Here is a 19,754-nt window from a genome sequence, read left to right on the forward strand (position 1 = left end):
TGGCGTTACAAGGTGTCTGGCTCAAGCCACGCTGAGCCTAGCAGTTGTCTGACATATTGAGACTCAGCTGTATCTGTGCGCGCTATCGGATTTTTCCTAAGCTGATGAGTGAGCCTTTCGAGCCGATTCATCTCCTGCCCGATTCAACGAGAACCCTCACCATGAGCGACAACCGACAGTGGGCCCGCGAAGCCATCCGCATCATCGAAGCGGATTTTCAGCGCAGCGCCGACACCCACCTGATTCCTTTGCCGCTGCCGGGTTTTGCGGGCATCGAGTTGTATTTCAAGGATGAATCCAGCCATCCGACCGGCAGCCTTAAACATCGCCTGGCCCGTTCGTTGTTCCTCTATGCGTTGTGTAACGGCTGGCTCAAGCCCGGCGCGCCGGTCATTGAGGCATCCAGCGGTTCGACGGCGATTTCCGAGGCTTATTTTGCGCGGATGCTCGGTGTGCCGTTCATTGCGGTGATGCCGGCGACCACGTCCAAAGAGAAGATCGCCCAGATCGCGTTCTACGGTGGCCAAAGCCATCTGGTGAAAGATCCTACGCAGATCTACGCCGAATCCGAGCGTTTGGCCCGCGAGCATGGCGGCCATTTCATCGACCAGTTCACCTACGCCGAGCGCGCGACCGACTGGCGGGCTAACAACAACATCGCCGAATCGATCTTCCAGCAGATGCGCTATGAGAAACATCCGGAACCGAGCTGGCTGATTTCCAGCCCCGGCACCGGCGGCACCACCGCGACGCTGGGTCGTTACGTGCGCTATCGCCAGCATTGCACCCGCGTGTTGTGCGCGGATGCCGAGCGTTCGGTGTTCTTTGATTACTACCAGACCGGCGACGCCGATTTGCGCCTCGATTGCGGTTCGCGCATTGAAGGCATTGGCCGGCCACGCGTTGAGGCCTCGTTTCTGCCCAAGGTGATCGATGCGATGGTCAAGGTGCCTGACGCCTTGTCGCTGGCGGCCATGCATTATCTGGCGCAGCGTCTGGGACGGCATGTTGGCGGGTCGAGCGGGACCAATCTGATCGGCGCCTTGATGGCGGCGCAGCAGATGAAAGCGGCGGGGGAGTCGGGATCGATCGTGGCGATTTTGTGCGATGGTGGCGAGCGGTATGCCGACACCTATTACGATCAGGATTGGCTGAAGGCGCAGGGGTATGAATTGAATGGGTTGATCGAAGCGGTGGCGGCGAGTGCCGAGCGCGGTGAGCTGTTACCGACCTCAGTCCTGCGCGCCAATATCTGAAGAAACACAAAAACCAATGTGGGAGCGAGCCTGCTCGCGAAGGGGGCAGCTCATTCAACATCATCGTTGACTGAAATACCGCTTTCGCGAGCAGGCTCGCTCCCACATGGATTTGAGTTACTTCAGATGATTAGTCAGTCAGGCCGAGGATGTCGCGCGCCACGGCTTCTGCAATGCGAATCCCATCCACACCCGCCGACAGAATCCCGCCCGCATAACCCGCGCCTTCACCGGCCGGGAACAAGCCCTTCACGTTCATGCTCTGCAGCGTTTCGTTACGAGTGATGCGCAGCGGTGACGAAGTACGCGTCTCGATCCCGGTCAATATCGCATCGTGCAGCGAGTAGCCGCGAATCTGCTTCTCGAACGCCGGCAACGCTTCGCGGATTGCCTCAATGGCAAAATCCGGCAAGGCCAAGGCCAGATCACCCAGCGCCACACCCGGTTTGTACGACGGTTCGACTTCGCCCAGTTCGGTCGATGGGATGTCGTTGATGAAGTCGCCAACCAGTTGCGCCGGCGCCTTGTAATCGCTGCCGCCGAGGATAAAGGCGTGGGATTCCAGGCGTTCCTGCAACTCGATCCCGGCCAGCGGGCCGCCCGGGTAATCGACTTCCGGCGTAATCCCGACAACGATGCCTGAGTTGGCATTGCGCTCGTTACGCGAGTACTGGCTCATGCCGTTGGTGACCACGCGGTTGGGTTCGGAGGTCGCCGCGACCACGGTGCCGCCCGGGCACATGCAGAAGCTGTAGACCGAGCGGCCGTTCTTGGCGTGGTGCACCAGTTTGTAGTCGGCAGCCCCGAGTTTCGGGTGGCCGGCGTACTTGCCCAGACGCGCGCGGTCGATCAGTGATTGCGGGTGTTCGATGCGGAAACCCACCGAAAACGGCTTGGCTTCCATGAACACGCCACGGCTGTGGAGCATGCGGAAGGTGTCGCGGGCGCTGTGGCCGAGGGCCAGAACCACGTGTTTCGAATGCAGGGTTTCGCCGCTCGCCAGTTGCACACCGACCAATTGGCCGTCTTCGATCAGCACATCGGTGACGCGTTCCTGGAAGCGCACTTCGCCGCCCAGTTCGCGGATCTGCTCGCGCATGTTTTCAACCATGCCGGTCAGACGGAACGTACCGATGTGCGGCTTGCTGACGTAGAGGATTTCTTCCGGCGCGCCAGCCTTGACGAACTCGTGCAGGACTTTGCGGCCGAGGAACTTCGGGTCCTTGATCTGGCTGTACAGCTTGCCGTCGGAGAACGTGCCCGCACCGCCTTCGCCAAACTGCACGTTGGATTCCGGGTTGAGCACGCTTTTACGCCACAGGCCCCAGGTGTCTTTGGTGCGCTGGCGGACTTCGGTGCCGCGTTCGAGGACGATCGGCTTGAAGCCCATTTGCGCCAGCAGCAGGCCGGCGAAGATCCCGCACGGGCCGAAACCGACAACGATCGGACGCTGGCTCAGGTCGCTTGGCGCTTCACCTACGAATTTGTAGCTGACATCCGGCGCCACGTTGACGTTACGGTCATCGGCGAACTTGCCCAACACGTTGGCCTCGTCGCGTACGTTGAGGTCGATGGTGTAGATGAAGCACAGTTCGGAGGACTTTTTGCGCGCATCGTAGCTGCGCTTGAACAAGGTGAAATCGAGCAAATCATCGCTGGCGATGCCCAGACGTTGCACGATCGCAACGCGCAGGTCTTCTTCGGGATGGTCGATTGGCAGCTTGAGTTCAGTGATTCGTAACATGGCGAGGATCCGGGTTCGCGGGGCGCACAACTGCGCCAGGGCGTTTGAAGGCCGCGATTATAAGCCGCAAAGGCCGGATCCGGTGAGGCTAAAACGCTCAGTCGTTGCGCGATCCGCCGAAATACCCGCAACCGCGCTGCACCTGGCCGTCGATGCGCAACTCGGCGCTCATGTGCTGCACGCTGCCGGTGCTGCTGTCGACGCAGCGTTGCGGCGCGACCCACAATTCGATGCGCTGATTGTTGGCTTCGCTGCTCAGGTTGAAGCGGCCGTCGCCCAATTGATCTTCAATATACGGCACGGCAAGTGGCGGCTGACCTTCGCGGTCGATGACCATGCCTTTGCCGCTGACTTTGACGTTCCATTCCGGGCCGTGGCCGGTGGCGCGCAGGATCAGCAGTTTGAAGTTGGGGTCATCGCAGGCAGTGCCCGAGCGTTCGACGCGATACAGCTGCGTCAGATCGAGTCGATCACCGGCGACTTTGCCGCGAACGTCGGCAAACAGTTTGCCTTGCTCGTCGGCGAGGGTCGCGGCTTCCTGCAGAATGCTGGTGCCACCCATGTCATTGACGACGAGTTGGCGCTGATCCTGGCATGGCTGGAACACCAGTTTGCCGTCAGCGGCGGTCAGTTGCCCCTGCATCCGCGTCTGCCCGACGTGCGAGGCACTTTCTCGCTGGCCATCGAACAACTGGCAAGCGGCAAACAACGGCAGCAGGGCAACAACGACTAACGAACGGGCAACACGCATCTTCGGCTCTCCAGACAAGTGTCGCCACGTTACGCAGCCTGACCGTTCATCACAAGGGTTTAGCCCACGTGAAATGTCTGACCTGTCTGCAGGCCTTCGACACTCTTCGCGTAGGCCAGCGCCACATCCGCCGCAGGAACCGGCTTGTAACCACGGAAATACGGGGCGTAGCTACCCATGGCTTCCAGCAGTACGGTCGGGCTGATCGAGTTCACTCGCAAGCCGCGTGGCAGTTCGATGGCCGCTGCGCGGACGAAGCTGTCCAGCGCACCGTTGACCAGTGCTGCCGAGGCACCGCTGCGGATCGGATCGTGGCTGAGTACGCCGGTGGTGAAGGTGAACGAGGCGCCATCGTTGGCGAATTCGCGGCCGATCAGCAGTAGATTGACCTGGCCCATCAGTTTGTCTTTGAGACCGAGGGCGAAGCTGTCTTCATTCATCTCACCAAGCGGGGCGAAGGTCACGTTGCCCGCCGCGCACACCAGTGCATCGAACTTGCCGGTCTGTTCGAACAGTTTGCGGATCGATGCGCTGTCACTGATATCGACATTGAAATCGCCGCTTTTGCGACCGATACGAATGACTTCGTGGCGTTGCGACAGTTCTTTGTCCACGGCCGAACCGATGGTGCCACCAGCGCCTATCAACAGAATTTTCATCGAGCCGTACCTCAAGTGATTGAACGAGGCTTCAGTCTAGAGTGGTTTTTTCTGCGGATAAGCGCGCTAATAGGCAACCTTTGGTTTTCAACTGGAAACAATCCATGAGCGAGATGGATGATCTGGCGGCGTTCGCGGTGTTGATCGAAGCGGGTAGTTTTACCCTGGCGGCGCAGCAATTGGGCTGCAGCAAGGGCCAGCTGTCCAAACGCATCAGCCAGCTCGAAGCGCAGTTTTCCGTGGTGTTGCTGCAACGCACCACTCGACGCTTGAGCCTGACCGCTGCCGGCGCAGCATTGTTACCACAAGCGCAGGCGCTGGTCGTTCAGGTGGAAAGGGCGCGTCAGGCCTTGGCGCGGTTAAAGGACGATATGGCCGGACCGGTCCGCATGACGGTGCCGGTGTCGTTGGGCGAAACCTTCTTCGATGGTTTATTGCTGGAGTTCTCGCATCAATACCCCGATGTGCAGATCGAACTGGAGCTGAACAACAGTTATCGCGATTTGTCCCGGGACGGCTTTGATCTGGCGATCCGCAGCGAGGTGGCCAATGACCAACGACTGGTGGCCAAACCGTTGCTGGCCTGGCAGGAAATGACCTGCGCCAGCCCGGCTTATCTCGAGCGTTTCGGTGAACCGCTGACACCGCAAGCACTGGCCGAACATCGCTGTTTGCTCAACAGCCACTACAGCGGGCGCGAGGAATGGCTGTATCACCAGCAGCATGAATTGCTGCGGGTTCGCGTGTCAGGACCGTTTGCCAGCAACCATTACAACCTGCTCAAGAAAGCCGCGCTCAGCGGCGCTGGTATCGCGCGATTGCCTTCCTACTTGCTGCAGGCGGAATTGGCTGACGGCCGATTGCGCTGGCTCCTGCGTGATTATCAGACACGACGCATGCCGATGTACCTGGTGCATCCGTATCAGGGCGGACTGCCGAAACGCACGCAGGTGCTGGCGGATTACTTGATCGGCTGGTTCAAGCGCAGTGGCGAAGCGCTGGATCGCCTCCAGCGCTGAACCGTTCCTTTGTAGGAGTGAGCCTGCTCGCGATAGCGGAGTGTCAGTCGCGGATGAGTTACCTGACACACCGCTATCGCGAGCAGGCTCACTCCTACAGGGATTTTGCTTAGCGGGAAAGACGGCGGGCGATCAGATGATCAATCGACAACTTGCCCGGCCCGGTCGCCATCAGGTACAGCAGCACCGCCGCCCAAGTGCCGTGAGTCGGATACGCATCGGGATACACAAACAGTTGAATGGTCATGGTCATCCCCAACAGCGCCAGTGCCGAAAACCGCGTGGCGAAGCCGATCAGGATCAGCAGCGGAAAAAAGTGCTCGGCAAACGCCGCCAAGTGCGCGGCAATCTCTGGCGACAGCAGCGGCACGTGGTATTCGCTTTTGAACAACGGAATGGTCGAATCGGCCAGACGTGGCCAGCCGACTTGAAAGGAGCCATCGATCAGATCGATCGCCAAGCCTTCAACCTTGGTCTGCCCTGACTTCCAGAACACGGCGGCAATCGAGAAACGTGCAATGAAAGCGATCACGCTGAGAGGGATTTTTTCCAGCAGCGTGATGGCACGGGCAATAAGCGTTTTCATGGCAGTTCCTTGTTATGCAAGTGGGTGATGGCGTTACGCGTGATCAGCAGGCCGAGGGTTTGCCCGAGATCGAATTCAGGACTGTTTTCGGCCGCTGTCAGTAGCGCTTGGCCGTCGATCAGGTGGCGGATAAACATGCTGGCGCCGGGCTCAAGGGCGAACACTTCGACGTCCAGACCATTGCGCAGAACCAGAGCGTGTTGCCGCCGATTGATCTCGATGCCTTCCAGCGTCGCGTTCTGTTGATGCACTGCCCAGATCGCAACCACGGCATAAACCGAATCGAGCAAGTGCAGCGATGGATGAAGTGCTAGGCAGAGTTCGCTCAAGGTGTGTGGGGAGGCTAGCGCTGCGGTGATTTGCTCTTGTCGCACCGGCTCGGCATCGGCGGCGTGATAGGCCTGTGTGCGCAGGTGCTCAAGGCGCGCGACATCGGCCAGGTAAGGCACGCTGGAGGCCGGCTCGAAGGCGTCGATGAAATCCGCGAACGCTTCGCCATAGCGACTCATCAACGGACTTTGTGGCGGCTGCTGCTGGACGAAAATAGCCGCCATGGCGCGAAAGAATTCAGCGCCGACCAATTGCGCCACCACCGGATAACTGTCTCTCAACGCATTGATCAGCGAGCCCTGCACGTTGTTGCGATACACCGCGAAACGGCTCGCCGGATCAGCGCCGTTGGCGCTACACAAACCTTCTGGGCAGGGCAGTCGCGTGTCGATGAGTGCCGCCGCGAAAGCGCGTTGAGTGCTCATGTGCGTGCTCCGGCATCCAGCAAAAGCGCATCAGCTTTCCGAGCTTCCGCCAGTAGCACCGCAAACGCCGGCACTTGATTGTCGCGCTCGATCAACGTCGCCACCGGGCCGATGCGTTGCAGCACTTGCCGGTACAACCCCCAGACGGCTTGATCGATCGGCGCGCCGTGATCGTCGATCAGCAAGCGATCGCCAAGGCTGTCGCTATCTTCGGCAAACCCGGCCAGATGAATTTCACCCACCGTGTGTAATGGCAGCGCATCGAGATACACCAGCGGATCGCGCTGATGGTTCACGCAAGAAACGTAGACATTGTTGACGTCCAGCAGCAGGCCACAGCCGCTGCGGCGGATGACCTCGGCGATGAAATCTGCCTCATCGAGGGTTGAGCTTTGAAACGCCAGACAGGTTGCCGGATTCTCCAACAGCATTGGCCGTTTGAGCGTGTTCTGCACTTGATCGATATGCTCGCAGACGCGATTCAACGTCGGCGTGTCATAGGCCAGCGGCAACAGATCATTGAGAAACACCGGGCCATGGCTCGACCAGGCCAGATGTTCGGAAAAGGCTTGCGGTTGATAGCGCTGAATCAGCTCGGCAAGGCGTTGAAGATGTTGTTTATCCAGCGGCCCTTCAGCGCCGATGGACAAGCCGACACCGTGTAGCGACAGCGGATACTGCTCGCGGATCAAACCGAGAAAATGATGAAACGGACCGCCGGCCACCATGTAGTTTTCGGCGTGGACTTCGAAGAAACCGATGTCCGGTTGTGAGCCGAGCACTTCACGAAAGTGCTCGGTCTTGAGTCCCAGCCCGACACGGGACGGGAGCCCGGTGCGGGCTGCCTGAGTGCGGGATTGGGCATGGTCATTAATAGTGAACATGATCGTCACTCAGGCAGGCCAACGATCAGGACTTGGCTTTGAAGGCTTCCAGCTGGCCGAAACCGGTCGGCGAAGTCTTGCTCTCAGTGGTGGCGCAGGTGCCTTTCGGAACGAGTTTCCAGGCGTTGGCCTGATAGTCCATTTTCGACGTGCCGGCACAGGTGGTGCCTGCGCCTGCGGCGCAATCGTTGTGACCTTTCATGGCCACGCCGAAGCATTTTTCCATGTCGGCGTCTGCGGCATGGACGGTCGATACAGCAGCCATGCTCAGGGCAGAACCGAGGGCCAGAACCAGGGCGGTGGCGGACAGGGTGCGAGTGGTAGCAGTCATGATGTTTCTCCAGTCTTGGTCAGGGTTTTTACAAGCGCGTTTGCGCTTGCTTGTCCCTCTAGAGAAACGAGGTGGCGTTGCGTTACAGCCCGCTCAAAATCTTTTTGGAAAAACGCAAAACCCTGTAGGAGTGAGCCTGCTCGCGATGGCGTCATGTCAGATACTGGCGATGTTGAATGACACGACGCCATCGCGAGCAGGCTCACTCCTGCAAGGGATTTTTGGAGAATCTGAAATCGTGCAGGCACAAAAAAACGGCCCGAAGGCCGTTTGTTTGTTTGGCGACATGCATCAACCGCCGAGATACGCCTCGCGTACTTTCGGGTCGGTCAGCAGTGCTTCACCGGTGCCTTGCATGACCACGCGGCCGTTCTCCAGAACGTAGGCACGGTCGGCGATTTTCAGCGCCTGGTTGGCGTTCTGCTCGACCAGGAACACCGTTACACCGTCCTTGCGCAGCTGTTCGATGATGTCGAAGATCTGCTGGATGATGATCGGTGCCAGGCCCAGCGACGGCTCGTCGAGCAGCAGCAGCTTGGGCTTGCTCATCAGCGCACGGCCGATGGCGAGCATTTGCTGTTCACCGCCGGACATGGTGCCGCCGCGCTGGTTGAAGCGTTCTTTCAGGCGCGGGAAGAGGCCGAGGACCTTGTCCATTTGCTCCTGATAGTCGCCCTTGTCGGTGAAAAAACCGCCCATGGACAGGTTTTCTTCAACGGTCAGGCGGGCAAACACCCGACGACCTTCCGGCACCACCGCAATGCTCTTGCGCATGATTTGCGACGAGTCCTGGCCGACCAGTTCCTCACCCATGTAGCGGATGCTGCCGCTGTGCGCTTGCGGCGAACCGCAAAGCGTCATCAGCAGCGTCGACTTGCCGGCACCGTTGGCGCCGATCAGGGTCACGATCTCACCCTGACGGACTTCGACGTTGACGCTGTGCAGGGCCTGGATCTTGCCGTAGAAGGTGGAAACGTTTTCGAACTGCAGCATTTACGCTTCCCCCAGGTAGGCTTTGATCACTTCAGGATTGTCGCGGATCTGTTCCGGCGTGCCGTCGGCCAGAGGCGTGCCCTGGTTGATCACGACGATGTGGTCGGAAATGCTCATGACCAGTTTCATGTCGTGTTCGATCAACAGCACGGTGACGTTGTGCTCCTCACGCAGCACGCTGATCAGCGCCTTGAGGTCTTCGGTTTCCTTCGGGTTCAGGCCGGCGGCCGGTTCGTCGAGCATGAGGATCCGCGGACGGGTCATCATGCAGCGGGCGATTTCCAGACGCCGTTGCTGACCGTAGGCCAAGGTGCCGGCGGTACGGTTGGCGAACTCCTTGAGGTTGACCTTTTCCAGCCAGTACTCGGCAAATTCCATGGCCTCGCGCTCGCTTTTGCGGAACGCCGGGGTCTTGAACAGGCCGGCCAGGAAGTTCGTGTTCAAGTGACGGTGCTGGGCGATCAACAGGTTCTCGACCGCCGTCATGTCCTTGAACAGGCGCACGTTCTGGAAGGTGCGCACCACGCCTTTGAGGGCGATCTTGTGGCCCGGCAGGCCTTGAATCGGCTCGCCGTCGAGCAGGATGCTGCCACCGGTAGGCTGATAGAAACCGGTCAGGCAGTTGAACACGGTGGTCTTGCCCGCGCCGTTCGGCCCGATCAAGGCAACCACTTGTTTCTCTTTGACGGTCAGGGCCACGCCGTTGACCGCCAGCAAGCCGCCGAAGCGCATGCTCAGGTTCTCAACTTTTAAGATCTCGCGGCTCATTTTCGCAACTCCATGTGTGGGCGTTGCATCGGCAGCAGACCTTGTGGACGCCAGATCATCATCAACACCATCAGGGCACCGAACATCAACATGCGGTACTCGCTGAACTCACGCATCATTTCCGGCAACAGGATCATTACCACGGCGGCCAGAATCACACCCAACTGCGAGCCCATGCCACCCAGCACCACAATGGCGAGGATGATTGCCGACTCGATGAAGGTGAACGATTCCGGGGTCACCAGACCCTGACGGGCAGCGAAGAAGCTACCGGCGAAACCGGCGAACGCAGCACCGAGGGTGAACGCCGACAGCTTGATGATCGTTGGATTCAGACCCAGTGCGCGGCAAGCGATCTCGTCTTCACGCAGCGCTTCCCACGCACGGCCGATCGGCATGCGCAGCAGGCGGTTGATGACGAACAGCGCCGCCAGCGCCAGCAACAACGCTACCAGGTAAAGGAAAATCACCTTGTTGATCGAGTTGTATTGCAGGCCGAAATACTCGTGGAAGGTTTGCATGCCTTCCGCCGCTTTACGTTCGAAGGTCAGACCGAAGAACGTTGGTTTCTCGATGTTGCTGATGCCGTTCGGACCGCCAGTGATGTCGGTCAGGTTACGCAGGAACAGACGGATGATCTCACCGAAACCAAGGGTCACGATCGCCAGATAGTCACCGCGCAGACGCAATACCGGGAAGCCCAGCAGGAAGCCGAACGTCGCCGCCATCAGACCGGCAATCGGCAGGCAGATCCAGAAGCTCAGGCCGTAGTAGTGCGACAGCAATGCGTAGCTGTAAGCACCCACGGCGTAGAAGCCGACGTAACCGAGGTCGAGCAGACCGGCCAGACCGACGACGATATTCAGGCCGAGGCCGAGCATCACGTAAATCAGGATCAGCGTCGCGATGTCCACTGCGCCACGGGAGCCGAAGAACGGCCACACCAGCGCCACCAGGATCAGCGCAATGATGAAATAGCGCTGGGTGGTTGGCAGGGTGAGGAAGTTGCTCGCCTTGGCCGGGATCAGCGGCAGGCCCGGCGACGCACGCCAGGCTTTGCTGATCTGCTGGTTGAACAGCACGCGCAGGAACATCAGCACCGAACAGATGGCGATGGTCGCCAGCACGGTCGGGCTGGTGTTGTGCACTTCCAGGTTGATGCCGACGATGGTCAGTTTCAAACCGAGTACCGGGTAGGCCACGGCCCACACCAGCAAGGCACTGAACAGTGCCTGTTTAAGATTCCTAGTCATACTTTCTCAACCTCCGGACGGCCCAGAATGCCGGTCGGACGGAACAACAGCACCAGAACCAACAAGCCGAAAGCCACGACGTCCTTGTACTGGTCGCCGAAGATATCGGCACCAAAGGCTTCCGCCACCCCAAGCACCAACCCACCGAGCATGGCGCCGGGGATGCTGCCGATGCCGCCAAGTACCGCAGCGGTGAAGGCTTTGAGGCCGACGAGGAAACCGGCGTTCGGGTTGATCACCCCGTATTGCATGCTCAGCAGTACAGCCGCAACGGCTGCCAGCGCGGCACCAATGACGAAGGTCAGGGCGATGATGTTGTTGGTGTTGATGCCGAGCAGGTTGGCCATCTTGATGTCTTCGGCGCAGGCGCGGCAGGCGCGACCCAGGCGAGAGCGGGAGATGAACAGCGTCAGGCCGAGCATGGCGATCAGGGTCACCACGAACACCACGATTTGCATGTAGGAAATCAGCACTTCTTGTGCGCCACCTGGGCCGAAGGCAATGTTGCCCGGAATCAGGTTGGGGATAGCTTTGTCCTTGGAGTCTTGCGCCAGCAGAACCGTGTTCTGCAGGAAGATCGACATACCGATCGCGGAAATCAGCGGGATCAGACGGTTGCTGCCGCGCAGGGGGCGGTAGGCGATCCGTTCGATGCTGTAACCGTAGGAACTGGTGACGACGATGCTGGCGATGAACGCCGCAGTCATCAACAGCGGGACACTGTCGAGTCCCATCATGGTCAACCCGGCGATGGCGATGAACGCCACGTAGGAGCCAATCATGTACACCTCGCCGTGGGCGAAGTTGATCATTCCAATGATGCCGTAAACCATCGTGTAGCCGATGGCGATCAAGGCATACATGCTGCCAACGTTCAGGCCGTTAACCAGCTGTTGGAAGAAGTGATAGATGTCAGGCATTACAGCGCTCCTAAAAACCTGATACGCATTTCACTGGTGGAGTCATTTTCCCGCCCGGCCCCGTGGATCTTTATCCACTTCGAATCCGGGTTTTGCCAGCGAACCGCTGATGACGGTTTTGAGATTTTCAGGTGGGGAGACTGGCGGATCACGCCAGCGCGGCCCAATACATTCGTAAAACAAAGCCCACGGCACGCCGTGGGCTTTATTGGCAGTCAGTCAGGCAGCGCCTTACTGAGGCGATACTTCAGTTTTAGGTTTGCCGTTGTGCCACTCGTAAACCACGAATTTGAAGTCTTTCAGGTCGCCCTTGGCGTCGAAGCTCAGGTCGCCAGTCGGGGTCTTGAAGGTACCGGCGTGAATGGCTTCAGCCACTTTGGTCGCGTCTTCGGATTTGGCTGCCTTGATGCCTTCGGCAATCACTTCAACCGCCGAGTAGGACGGGAACACGAACGGACCGCTCGGATCTTCTTTCTTCGCTTTGAAAGCATCGGCCAGGGCGATGTTGGCTGGATCCTGGTCGAAGGATTTCGGCAGGGTCACCAGCAGGCCTTCAGACGCGTCCTTGGCGATCTGGGTGATCGAGTCGTTGCCCACGCCTTCCGGACCCATGAACTTGGCTTTCAGGCCTTTTTCCTGGGCTTGACGCAGGATCAGACCCAGCTCTGGGTGGTAGCCGCCGTAGTAAACGAAATCGACGTTGGCTTGCTTGAGTTTGGCGATGATCGCCGAGAAATCTTTGTCGCCGGCGTTGACGCCTTCGAACACGGCAACCTTGGTGCCTTTCTTCTCGAGAGTCGATTTCACCGCGGTGGCGATGCCTTCACCGTACTGCTGTTTGTCGTGCAGTACGCCGACGATTTTCGGTTTCACGTGATCGGCAATGTAGTTACCGGCGGCAGGGCCCTGGGCGCTGTCGAGACCAATAGTACGGAAGATCATTTTGTAACCACGGGCGGTGATGTCCGGGCTGGTGGCAGCCGGGGTGATCATGATCACGCCTTCGTCTTCGTAGATGTCCGAAGCCGGTTGAGTGGAGCTGGAGCACAGGTGACCGACCACGAACTTGACGCCGTCGTTGACGACCTTGTTCGCGACCGCTACCGCTTGTTTTGGATCGCAGGCATCGTCGTATTCAACGGCTTCGAGTTTCTTGCCGTCGACGCCGCCCTTGGCGTTGATTTGCTCGATGGCCATTTTTGCGCCACTGAACTGCATGTCGCCGTACTGGGCTACTGGACCGGTTTTAGGGCCGGCGATACCGATTTTGATGGTGTCAGCTGCGAACGAATGGCTGGCAACCCCGGCCAGAACCATAGCGGCAAACAGTTTGGAAATCTGCTTAGTAGCCTTAGTCATAGTGCTCCACTCTTACTGTTGTAATTTTTTTGAGTTCTGGCGCCGTAGCAGCAGAACCGGGTCAGATATCTTTGCGATACCCTCCGGATATGCCCCCGGCAACTGTACCGGTACAGTGTAGAGCGCCGGTTGTCAGCCTGGGAAGCGGGCGCCGAGGGGCAAAACTTGGGGGTGTCGCATTTTTGAATGAAAAAGACAGAATTGCGGCGGGGCGTTCGTGGGCATATAGCCCAATCAGCAGCATTCCTTGGCTTTCCTGCTCTTTTCGTTCGGTGCAGCCTTTTGCAACCGGGTTTTGCTGGCGGACCACCAACGTTATTATTCGCGTCGATTTCTTTTCCGGACAGCACCCATGAATCAAGAACCTAGCACCCTCTATGCCAAGCTGCTTGGTGAAACCGCATCTATTACCTGGAAAGAGTTGGAGCCGTTCTTCGCCAAGGGTGCCCTATTGTGGGTCGACCCTGACCTGGATTTGATCGCGGCTGCTGAGGCCGTAGCGTCGGACGAAGGCGAGAAAGTCGCTGCCTGGCTGGCCGAAGACAAGGTCGCCAAGCTCTCTGAAACGCGGGCGCTGGATCTTTTCGAGCGCGATCCTTCGTTGTGGGCGGTGGTGGTTTCGCCGTGGATTCTGATCCAGGAAAGGGCAGTCGCTTCTGACGTTGCACCTTGATGGTGCGACCTGTCGTCAGCGAAAAGTGTGTAGCGGAGTAGCGTGATGGCACGTTGCCGTAGAGAAACACCACAAGCGCGGGCGGCCTCACGGTGACGTAAACGTAACGGGAACAGTTTAGTAAGCAGCCTAACGGCTGCTTAATTGTTTCTGGATGTTGGAAAGGCTGAAATCTTCAGTGAATTTCAAGGCCTCTTCGCGAGCAGGCTCGCTCCCACATTGGAATGTATTCCCCTGTGGGAGCGAGCCCGCTCGCGAATGGGGCGACTCGTTCTCAGATCAGACCGAGAACGACTTCCCGGTATGGTTATTGAGGGAAATAACCTTGGTCTTGCCAATCCGGTGACGATAGATCTCGCGCAGGTACTTGATCGACTTCTTCACGCAATCACGCGACAAACGAATGTCATTGATCGAAACAAACTTCTCTTTGTCGTTGATCAGCTCGCGGTACTTCTTCTCGTACATCGGCTTGATCGCGTACCAGTTGGTATCGAGGATCTTCGCCGGGTTCTCGAACTCGTTGAGCAGGTCATCGATGCGGTCTTCGTCGAACTCTTCGTTAATGATGAAATCGAGGATCGAGTTGTCCAGGGTCTCGTCGAAGCGGTACGGGTTCTTCGCGAAGCAACGTTTGATAAACGCGACGATCAGGGTCAGGAAGTCGTCCGACAGGCACGGGCTCTTCGCAATCAGCGTGGTCAGCGACAGGTTGGCCGAGGCGCCGATTACCAGTGCGTAACGCTTGAGCGTGGTGTTGGGGAACAGGCTGTTGAGGTGGGTCTTCAACCGATTCAGGTCCATGTACGACAGTTTGTAGTCTTTCGGCAGCGAGACGATCGAGACCACCGACGAGCAATTCTTGAAGAAGTGCAGATCGTGCAGGGCGGCGGCGTCGTAGTCGGAATTCTTGTACTGCTCAAGCGAAGCGCGATAACGCTTGGACTCGATCGGCAACAGGCTGATGCCTTCAATCGCCTGCGTCACTTTGTTGAAGTGCGGCAGGTCGATCGAGCGGAAGAACAGGTCGTCGATGTTCAGGCGCTGCGGCTCTTTGTCGAACACCTTGAACTTGTCGCTGCTCGGCGGCGGGGTTTCTGGCACCACCGATTCGGCGTAGGCAATCGCCACCGGGCCGGCCAGGCTCATGAACAAGTCGTTGGCGTCGAGGCGAATGGTTTCGCCAATGTCGATGCCGGCGCGGCGGAAGTAGTTCTGGTCGTAGTCAGTGGTGACTGCCTGCGCCGTCAGAATGTTGAAGATCTGCTGCGAGATGTACTGGTTGGCGTGTTTCTCCATCGCATTGACATCAATGTTCTGGATGTTGCCGTCATCGCTCTCTTCGGCGTAACGCATGATGTCGTTGGAGATCAGCATCATCGCGTTCCATGGGCGGATACGACCCATGACGCTGGCTTCGCTGCTGTCTTCATTGGCGAAGTTGTAGGAGAAATCCCATTCTTCCGAGAGGTATTTGCACAGCAGGCGACCGGCGTTGATGTGCAGCGCCTCGGACATTTCGCTGCGGTGATCGGAAATGTTCGGCAGCACGCAGATGCCGCTGGTGAAGATCGGTTCGAACACGAACGAATGACCGCTCTTGCCGTCATGTTCGTCCATCGGCTTGGTGTCGAACGTCTTGTTCATGTACGAGTGCTGCTGGGCCAGACCGAATTCCGACGCCATGCCGGAACCGGTACCGCCGCCGGCACTGAAGATCGAGAAGTACAGGCGCGACTGGTTGGCCTTGATGCCACAGCTGTCGATCAGGTACGAGTGGATCATTTTCCAGTCTGGGCTGGAGAAGCGCTGGGTGTCCTTGTTGAGGATGATCTTCGCCAGGTACTGGCCGAGGATCGGCGCGTTACCGGCGCCACCGGCGTGGACTTCGGACAAGTCCATGATCTTCATTTTGCTGTAGTCGCGCAGGAAGCCGCTTTTCTCGCCCTTGCGCGAGAACCGGATACGCCCGGCGATGTCCTTGTCGAGGTCGCCGAGCATCACCAGCGGTTCGACCAGGAACACCGGTTTGGTCGATTTGTTCGGGCCGATGCGCAGGTTGTTCTTGATCCACTGCGCCGGGCTGTAGCCCTTGTCGGCCAGTCGGCGATCCGCCGCGCGGTCTTCGTTGTTGAATTCGTTGAGGTAGAACTTGCGCGCGTTGTACACCAGTTCCGCAACATCGAGGGCGATGTTCGAGCCGCAGCGACCGAGGCCGATCAGGCACACCGAGGGGAATTCCTGATCGTTATGCTGTTCGTTGTCGCCTTCCAGGTGCGGTGGGCGCGGGAACACCAGATCGCGCAGGCCGTCGAGGTTGTCGAGGATGCGGTCGGTATTGGTTTCGGTGAAGTACAGGTATTGCTGAGTCGACAGCGGGCGCGACGGGACCAATGGCTTCGACGATGACGGGCTGTTGGCGGCGGGGCTCAAAGTCAGATCGGATACCGCAGTGGCGGGATTATTTTTAGAAGTCATTGTGCGCCATATACCTGGACTGGTTGGCTCGCTGGCCTTTGCCTACGAACCTCACGGAATAAGATCTCGCGTCTTTTGTGCGCGAATTGAGCCCGAGCATCAGGGTTTTGGCCTGACTGTCGCTGGGGGGAATCCTTTCCTGATCGTTGATGAATCGGCCATTATTCGGCGATCTTTAATCGAAAAGAGGCAAAATGATGTCAACGCTACCTTCGTTGGGGTTCGCCGGAATCGGTCTGATGGGCCTGCCCATGTGCCGGCGTCTGTTGGCAGCGGGTTACCCGCTGACCGTGTGGAACCGCAACCCGGCCAAGTGCGCGCCACTGGTCGAGGCCGGTGCCCGGCAGGTGGTGAGTCCGGCTGAACTGTGCGAACACGCCGACGTGGTGATGTTGTGTCTGGCCGATACGGCGGTGGTTCGCGAGGTGGTGTTTGGCGCTGGCGGTATCGCCGAAGGCGCGAAAAACGGCCAGTTGCTGGTGGATTTTTCCAGCCTTGAACCGACGGCTACTCGCGAAATGGCGGCGCAACTGCTGGAGAAAACCGGCATGGCCTGGCTGGACTCACCGGTGTCCGGCGGCGTGGTCGGCGCCGAGGCGGGCAGTCTGGCGATCATGGTCGGTGGTGAGGCGGCGGATCTTGAACGCGTGCGCCCAGTGCTGCTCAACCTAGGTCAGCGCGTCACGCACATGGGCGGCATCGGCGCGGGGCAAGTGACCAAGGCCTGCAACCAGATGATCGTCGCCTGCAATGCGCTGGTGATCGCCGAGGTGGTGGCGCTGGCCGAGCAGTCCGGCGTCGATGCGAGCCTGATCGCCGAAGCGTTGGCCGGTGGATTTGCTGATTCGAAACCGTTGCAGATACTCGCACCGCAAATGGCCGAAAGCCGCTTCGAGCCAATAAAGTGGCACGTACGCACCTTGCTCAAGGATCTCGATACGGCAGTGAAGTTTTCCCGCGAACAAGGCTCGGCGACACCGATCAGCGGATTGGCCGCACAATTGATGCGCCTGCATGGGGCGCAGGGCTTTTTGGCGCAGGATCCAGCGACACTGGTGCAAATGTACCGCGCGCCAGAATCAACGGATTGAGCGCGTGTGAATGTTTGCGCTGATTGATTTCTTCCAGCACCGGGCGCAGCTCGTCCAGCGGTACCGGGCGGCTGAGCAGGTAACCCTGAATGAAGTCGCAGCCCGAGCGTTCAAGAAATTCGTATTGCTCCAGGCTTTCCACGCCTTCGGTGACCACCTGCAAATGCAGGGTGTGCGCCATGACGATGATCGCCTGGACAATCTCCATGTCGGCGGTTGCCGTGGGAATGTCGAGGATGAACGAGCGGTCGATCTTCAAGGTGTTGAGCGGCAGGCGCTTGAGGTAAGCCAGCGACGAGTAGCCAGTGCCGAAGTCGTCGATCGACAGCGACACACCGAGCGCGCGGATCTGCCGCAGCAGCACCAGGGTGTTGGCGATGTTACCCATCAACGCGTTCTCGGTGACTTCCAGTTCCAGCCGTTCCGGCGCGACACCGGCAGTGCGCAAGGCACTTTCGATTTCAGTGGCCAGTTCTTCCCGGGCGAGATTGAGCGGCGAGCAGTTCCAGGCGATTTTCAGCTCTTCGCAGCCATGCCGTGACAGTTCACCCAGATCCTTGCAGGCGCGGCGCAGCACCCAGTTGTCCAGTTCGGCGATCAGGCCGTTGTTTTCGGCAATCGAGATGAAACGATCCGGGGTCAGCAAGCCATGCAGCGGATGCTGCCAGCGAATCAATGCTTCAAGCTTGGTGACGCGGCCGGTTTTCAGTTCGAAGATAGGTTGGTAATACAGCATCAAACCGTTTTCTTCGCGCAGGGCATGGCGCAGTTCTTCTTCCAGTTGCAGCTCGAAGCTGGCGCGGGTCTTGAGGTTGGAACTGAAAAAATGCAGGCCATTACGCCCCGCGCCTTTGGATTGATACAACGCCAGATCGGCGTGCTTGAGCAGTTCCTCGCAGGTGCTGCCGTCCTCCGGAAACAGACTGATGCCGATGCTGGTGGTCATCACCATGCGACGTCCGGCCAGTTCGATCGGCTCCTTCATCTTGAGCATGATGCGCTGGGCCATGTTGCGGGCTTCTTCGCGGTCATGCAGGTTGATGAGGATGCAGAACTCGTCGCCGCCGAAGCGCGCGACCACGTCTTCATGGCTGCGCACCGAACCTTTGATGTGATTGGCGATGACCTTGAGCAACTCGTCACCGGCGTCATGGCCGAGGCTGTCGTTGATCCGCTTGAAGTGATCGATGTCGAGAAACATCACCGCGAGCATGCCGCCTTCGCTGGTTTTCTGGCTGAGTTTCTCGGCGAATATCTGGTTGAAACCGCGACGGTTGATCAGGTTGGTCAGTGCGTCGTAGTTGGCCGCTTGTTGCAGCGACATGCGCGCCTGATCGAGCTGGCTGAGCAGGGCGTTGACGCGGCGCAGGTCCTCTTCTTTGTTCTGCAGTTTCTTGTCGGCCAGCGCCGCACTGATCGCACTGCCAAGGATCAGCAGGATGATCAGCGCCACGGTCAGGCCCAGTTGCAGATGCCCGTTATCGCCGCCGCTCGCTGTCAGGCCTCCCTCGGGAAGAACCAGATCCAGCGCAGCCATGCCGGTGAAATGCATGCTGATGATGCCGGCGCCGAGAATCAGCGCAGCGCTGTACTTGAGCAACTGATGCGCCACGCCGCCGCCTTCGCTCAGATAGCGGGCCACCCACAGCGCGGCGAAACTGGCGCCGATGGCGATCGTCACAGACAGCGCGAACAGTCCTGGTTGATAGTAGGCGGTGGCGCTCGACTTCATCGCCGCCATGCCAACGTAATGCATGCCGGCGATGCCCAGGCCGATGACAAACGCGGTTTTCAAGCAATGCAATGCACTCGGCTGCGCTTCGCTCAGGGTTTGCATGGCCAGCCAAGAGGCGAGCAGGGCAATCAGCAACGAGAAAAGGGTGATGCCAAGGTCGTACTGAATGTCGATCGGTGTCTGGAAAGCCAGCATGCCGATGAAATGCATGGCCCAGATGCCGCCGGCCAGGCAGGTCGCGCCGATCCAGCGCCAGATCCGCCGCGACCCCGGATCTTCGGCATTTACAACGCGCTCAGCCATATCCAGAGTGGCGAAACTGGCTGCGCAGGCGACCAGATACGCAACCATCACCAGGAGAGGGTTGTGACTGCAATCGAGGATGACCTGCCCGCTCTCCGGCAGCTCGGTAACAAACTGCAAACCAAGCCACTCCATAGCATGCCCCATCTCTGAAGTCGTCCTGACTGCGCGGTGAACGCAGGCGAATGACTGGAGT

Annotated in this window: 18 protein-coding genes; 4 read left to right on the forward strand and 14 right to left on the reverse strand. The window is 58.9% G+C overall.

Annotated elements, in window-relative coordinates; genetic code table 11:
- Nucleotides 1–161: 161 nt before the first annotated feature.
- Nucleotides 162–1,256, forward strand: a complete 1,095-nt coding sequence (locus PspS49_RS06625) for a PLP-dependent cysteine synthase family protein (RefSeq protein WP_160038577.1) — start codon at nucleotides 162–164, stop codon at nucleotides 1,254–1,256.
- Nucleotides 1,257–1,386: 130 nt separating this feature from the next.
- Here the strand turns inward: PspS49_RS06625 and PspS49_RS06630 are convergent, their stop codons facing one another.
- The 3 genes from PspS49_RS06630 to PspS49_RS06640 form a co-directional block, all read right to left on the reverse strand.
- Nucleotides 1,387–3,000, reverse strand: a complete 1,614-nt coding sequence (locus tag PspS49_RS06630; protein ID WP_150749377.1) for an NAD(P)/FAD-dependent oxidoreductase — start codon at nucleotides 2,998–3,000, stop codon at nucleotides 1,387–1,389.
- Nucleotides 3,001–3,097: 97 nt separating this feature from the next.
- On the reverse strand, nucleotides 3,098–3,751 hold the full coding sequence (locus tag PspS49_RS06635) for a hypothetical protein (RefSeq protein ID WP_150749376.1): 654 nt from the start codon (nucleotides 3,749–3,751) through the stop codon (nucleotides 3,098–3,100).
- A gap of 59 nt (nucleotides 3,752–3,810) precedes the next feature.
- Nucleotides 3,811–4,410 carry a short chain dehydrogenase gene (locus tag PspS49_RS06640; RefSeq protein WP_127926109.1) on the reverse strand — a complete coding sequence of 200 codons (600 nt, stop codon included), beginning with the start codon at nucleotides 4,408–4,410 and terminating at the stop codon, nucleotides 3,811–3,813.
- Nucleotides 4,411–4,514: 104 nt separating this feature from the next.
- Here PspS49_RS06640 and PspS49_RS06645 point away from each other — a divergent pair, with 104 nt between their 5' ends.
- Nucleotides 4,515–5,429: a LysR family transcriptional regulator gene (locus tag PspS49_RS06645; RefSeq protein WP_160038579.1), complete on the forward strand. Its 915-nt coding sequence runs from the start codon at nucleotides 4,515–4,517 to the stop codon at nucleotides 5,427–5,429.
- A 109-nt stretch (nucleotides 5,430–5,538) separates the two neighbouring features.
- Here the strand turns inward: PspS49_RS06645 and PspS49_RS06650 are convergent, their stop codons facing one another.
- The 9 genes from PspS49_RS06650 to PspS49_RS06690 all read right to left on the reverse strand — a co-directional run bounded on the left by PspS49_RS06650 (nucleotide 5,539) and on the right by PspS49_RS06690 (nucleotide 13,278).
- The gene (locus tag PspS49_RS06650; RefSeq protein ID WP_160038581.1) at nucleotides 5,539–6,015 is read right to left on the reverse strand and encodes a DoxX family protein; all 477 of its coding nucleotides are present in this window, start codon (nucleotides 6,013–6,015) and stop codon (nucleotides 5,539–5,541) included.
- Nucleotides 6,012–6,770, reverse strand: coding sequence for a DNA-binding domain-containing protein (locus tag PspS49_RS06655; protein WP_160038583.1), 759 nt, complete (start codon nucleotides 6,768–6,770; stop codon nucleotides 6,012–6,014). Before PspS49_RS06655 ends, PspS49_RS06650 begins: the two co-directional genes overlap by 4 nt.
- On the reverse strand, nucleotides 6,767–7,654 hold the full coding sequence (locus PspS49_RS06660) for a DUF692 domain-containing protein (protein WP_160038585.1): 888 nt from the start codon (nucleotides 7,652–7,654) through the stop codon (nucleotides 6,767–6,769). Before PspS49_RS06660 ends, PspS49_RS06655 begins: the two co-directional genes overlap by 4 nt.
- Nucleotides 7,655–7,679: 25 nt before the next feature.
- Nucleotides 7,680–7,985 carry a DUF2282 domain-containing protein gene (locus tag PspS49_RS06665; protein ID WP_127926114.1) on the reverse strand — a complete coding sequence of 102 codons (306 nt, stop codon included), beginning with the start codon at nucleotides 7,983–7,985 and terminating at the stop codon, nucleotides 7,680–7,682.
- 291 nt (nucleotides 7,986–8,276) lie between these two features.
- Entirely contained in the window at nucleotides 8,277–8,978 is a 702-nt protein-coding gene (locus PspS49_RS06670; RefSeq protein ID WP_003222380.1) for an ABC transporter ATP-binding protein, read from the reverse strand.
- Nucleotides 8,979–9,746, reverse strand: coding sequence for a high-affinity branched-chain amino acid ABC transporter ATP-binding protein LivG (gene livG / locus PspS49_RS06675; protein WP_077571419.1), 768 nt, complete (start codon nucleotides 9,744–9,746; stop codon nucleotides 8,979–8,981).
- Nucleotides 9,743–10,999 carry a high-affinity branched-chain amino acid ABC transporter permease LivM gene (locus PspS49_RS06680; RefSeq protein WP_038358181.1) on the reverse strand — a complete coding sequence of 419 codons (1,257 nt, stop codon included), beginning with the start codon at nucleotides 10,997–10,999 and terminating at the stop codon, nucleotides 9,743–9,745. Before PspS49_RS06680 ends, livG begins: the two co-directional genes overlap by 4 nt.
- Nucleotides 10,996–11,919 (reverse strand): high-affinity branched-chain amino acid ABC transporter permease LivH, encoded by a 924-nt coding sequence (livH, locus tag PspS49_RS06685; RefSeq protein WP_007918526.1) that lies wholly within the window; start codon nucleotides 11,917–11,919, stop codon nucleotides 10,996–10,998. Before livH ends, PspS49_RS06680 begins: the two co-directional genes overlap by 4 nt.
- A 231-nt stretch (nucleotides 11,920–12,150) precedes the next feature.
- Nucleotides 12,151–13,278: a branched-chain amino acid ABC transporter substrate-binding protein gene (locus tag PspS49_RS06690; protein WP_077571420.1), complete on the reverse strand. Its 1,128-nt coding sequence runs from the start codon at nucleotides 13,276–13,278 to the stop codon at nucleotides 12,151–12,153.
- A 352-nt stretch (nucleotides 13,279–13,630) separates the two neighbouring features.
- On the opposite strand from PspS49_RS06690, the gene PspS49_RS06695 reads away from it, so the two are divergent.
- The gene (locus PspS49_RS06695; RefSeq protein WP_160038587.1) at nucleotides 13,631–13,951 is read left to right on the forward strand and encodes a DUF2288 domain-containing protein; all 321 of its coding nucleotides are present in this window, start codon (nucleotides 13,631–13,633) and stop codon (nucleotides 13,949–13,951) included.
- A gap of 279 nt (nucleotides 13,952–14,230) precedes the next feature.
- Here PspS49_RS06695 and PspS49_RS06700 read toward each other — a convergent pair whose 3' ends face one another.
- Nucleotides 14,231–16,429, reverse strand: coding sequence for a hypothetical protein (locus PspS49_RS06700; protein ID WP_160038588.1), 2,199 nt, complete (start codon nucleotides 16,427–16,429; stop codon nucleotides 14,231–14,233).
- A 194-nt stretch (nucleotides 16,430–16,623) separates the two neighbouring features.
- Here PspS49_RS06700 and PspS49_RS06705 point away from each other — a divergent pair, with 194 nt between their 5' ends.
- A complete protein-coding gene (locus PspS49_RS06705; RefSeq protein WP_174245046.1) occupies nucleotides 16,624–17,520 on the forward strand; it encodes an NAD(P)-dependent oxidoreductase in 897 nt (298 codons plus the stop codon).
- On the opposite strand, the gene PspS49_RS06710 is transcribed toward PspS49_RS06705, so the two are convergent.
- Entirely contained in the window at nucleotides 17,411–19,693 is a 2,283-nt protein-coding gene (locus PspS49_RS06710) for a bifunctional diguanylate cyclase/phosphodiesterase (RefSeq protein ID WP_160038591.1), read from the reverse strand. The two genes, PspS49_RS06705 and PspS49_RS06710, sit on opposite strands and share 110 nt — an antisense overlap.
- Between the last annotated feature and the right edge of the window lie 61 nt (nucleotides 19,694–19,754).

Source organism: Pseudomonas sp. S49 (genome assembly GCF_009866785.1).
Classification (GTDB): domain Bacteria; phylum Pseudomonadota; class Gammaproteobacteria; order Pseudomonadales; family Pseudomonadaceae; genus Aquipseudomonas.

Coding starts and splice junctions, on each gene's coding strand:
- PspS49_RS06625 (WP_160038577.1), top strand. CDS start 162: ATGAGCGACAACCGACAGTGGGCCCGCGAAGCCATCCGCATCATCGAA.
- livH (WP_007918526.1), bottom strand. CDS start 11,919: ATGCCTGACATCTATCACTTCTTCCAACAGCTGGTTAACGGCCTGAAC.
- PspS49_RS06670 (WP_003222380.1), bottom strand. CDS start 8,978: ATGCTGCAGTTCGAAAACGTTTCCACCTTCTACGGCAAGATCCAGGCC.
- PspS49_RS06640 (WP_127926109.1), bottom strand. CDS start 4,410: ATGAAAATTCTGTTGATAGGCGCTGGTGGCACCATCGGTTCGGCCGTG.
- PspS49_RS06665 (WP_127926114.1), bottom strand. CDS start 7,985: ATGACTGCTACCACTCGCACCCTGTCCGCCACCGCCCTGGTTCTGGCC.
- PspS49_RS06710 (WP_160038591.1), bottom strand. CDS start 19,693: ATGGAGTGGCTTGGTTTGCAGTTTGTTACCGAGCTGCCGGAGAGCGGG.
- PspS49_RS06630 (WP_150749377.1), bottom strand. CDS start 3,000: ATGTTACGAATCACTGAACTCAAGCTGCCAATCGACCATCCCGAAGAA.
- PspS49_RS06660 (WP_160038585.1), bottom strand. CDS start 7,654: ATGTTCACTATTAATGACCATGCCCAATCCCGCACTCAGGCAGCCCGC.
- PspS49_RS06680 (WP_038358181.1), bottom strand. CDS start 10,999: ATGACTAGGAATCTTAAACAGGCACTGTTCAGTGCCTTGCTGGTGTGG.
- PspS49_RS06650 (WP_160038581.1), bottom strand. CDS start 6,015: ATGAAAACGCTTATTGCCCGTGCCATCACGCTGCTGGAAAAAATCCCT.
- PspS49_RS06705 (WP_174245046.1), top strand. CDS start 16,624: ATGATGTCAACGCTACCTTCGTTGGGGTTCGCCGGAATCGGTCTGATG.
- PspS49_RS06645 (WP_160038579.1), top strand. CDS start 4,515: ATGAGCGAGATGGATGATCTGGCGGCGTTCGCGGTGTTGATCGAAGCG.
- PspS49_RS06635 (WP_150749376.1), bottom strand. CDS start 3,751: ATGCGTGTTGCCCGTTCGTTAGTCGTTGTTGCCCTGCTGCCGTTGTTT.
- PspS49_RS06655 (WP_160038583.1), bottom strand. CDS start 6,770: ATGAGCACTCAACGCGCTTTCGCGGCGGCACTCATCGACACGCGACTG.
- livG (WP_077571419.1), bottom strand. CDS start 9,746: ATGAGCCGCGAGATCTTAAAAGTTGAGAACCTGAGCATGCGCTTCGGC.
- PspS49_RS06695 (WP_160038587.1), top strand. CDS start 13,631: ATGAATCAAGAACCTAGCACCCTCTATGCCAAGCTGCTTGGTGAAACC.
- PspS49_RS06700 (WP_160038588.1), bottom strand. CDS start 16,429: ATGACTTCTAAAAATAATCCCGCCACTGCGGTATCCGATCTGACTTTG.
- PspS49_RS06690 (WP_077571420.1), bottom strand. CDS start 13,278: ATGACTAAGGCTACTAAGCAGATTTCCAAACTGTTTGCCGCTATGGTT.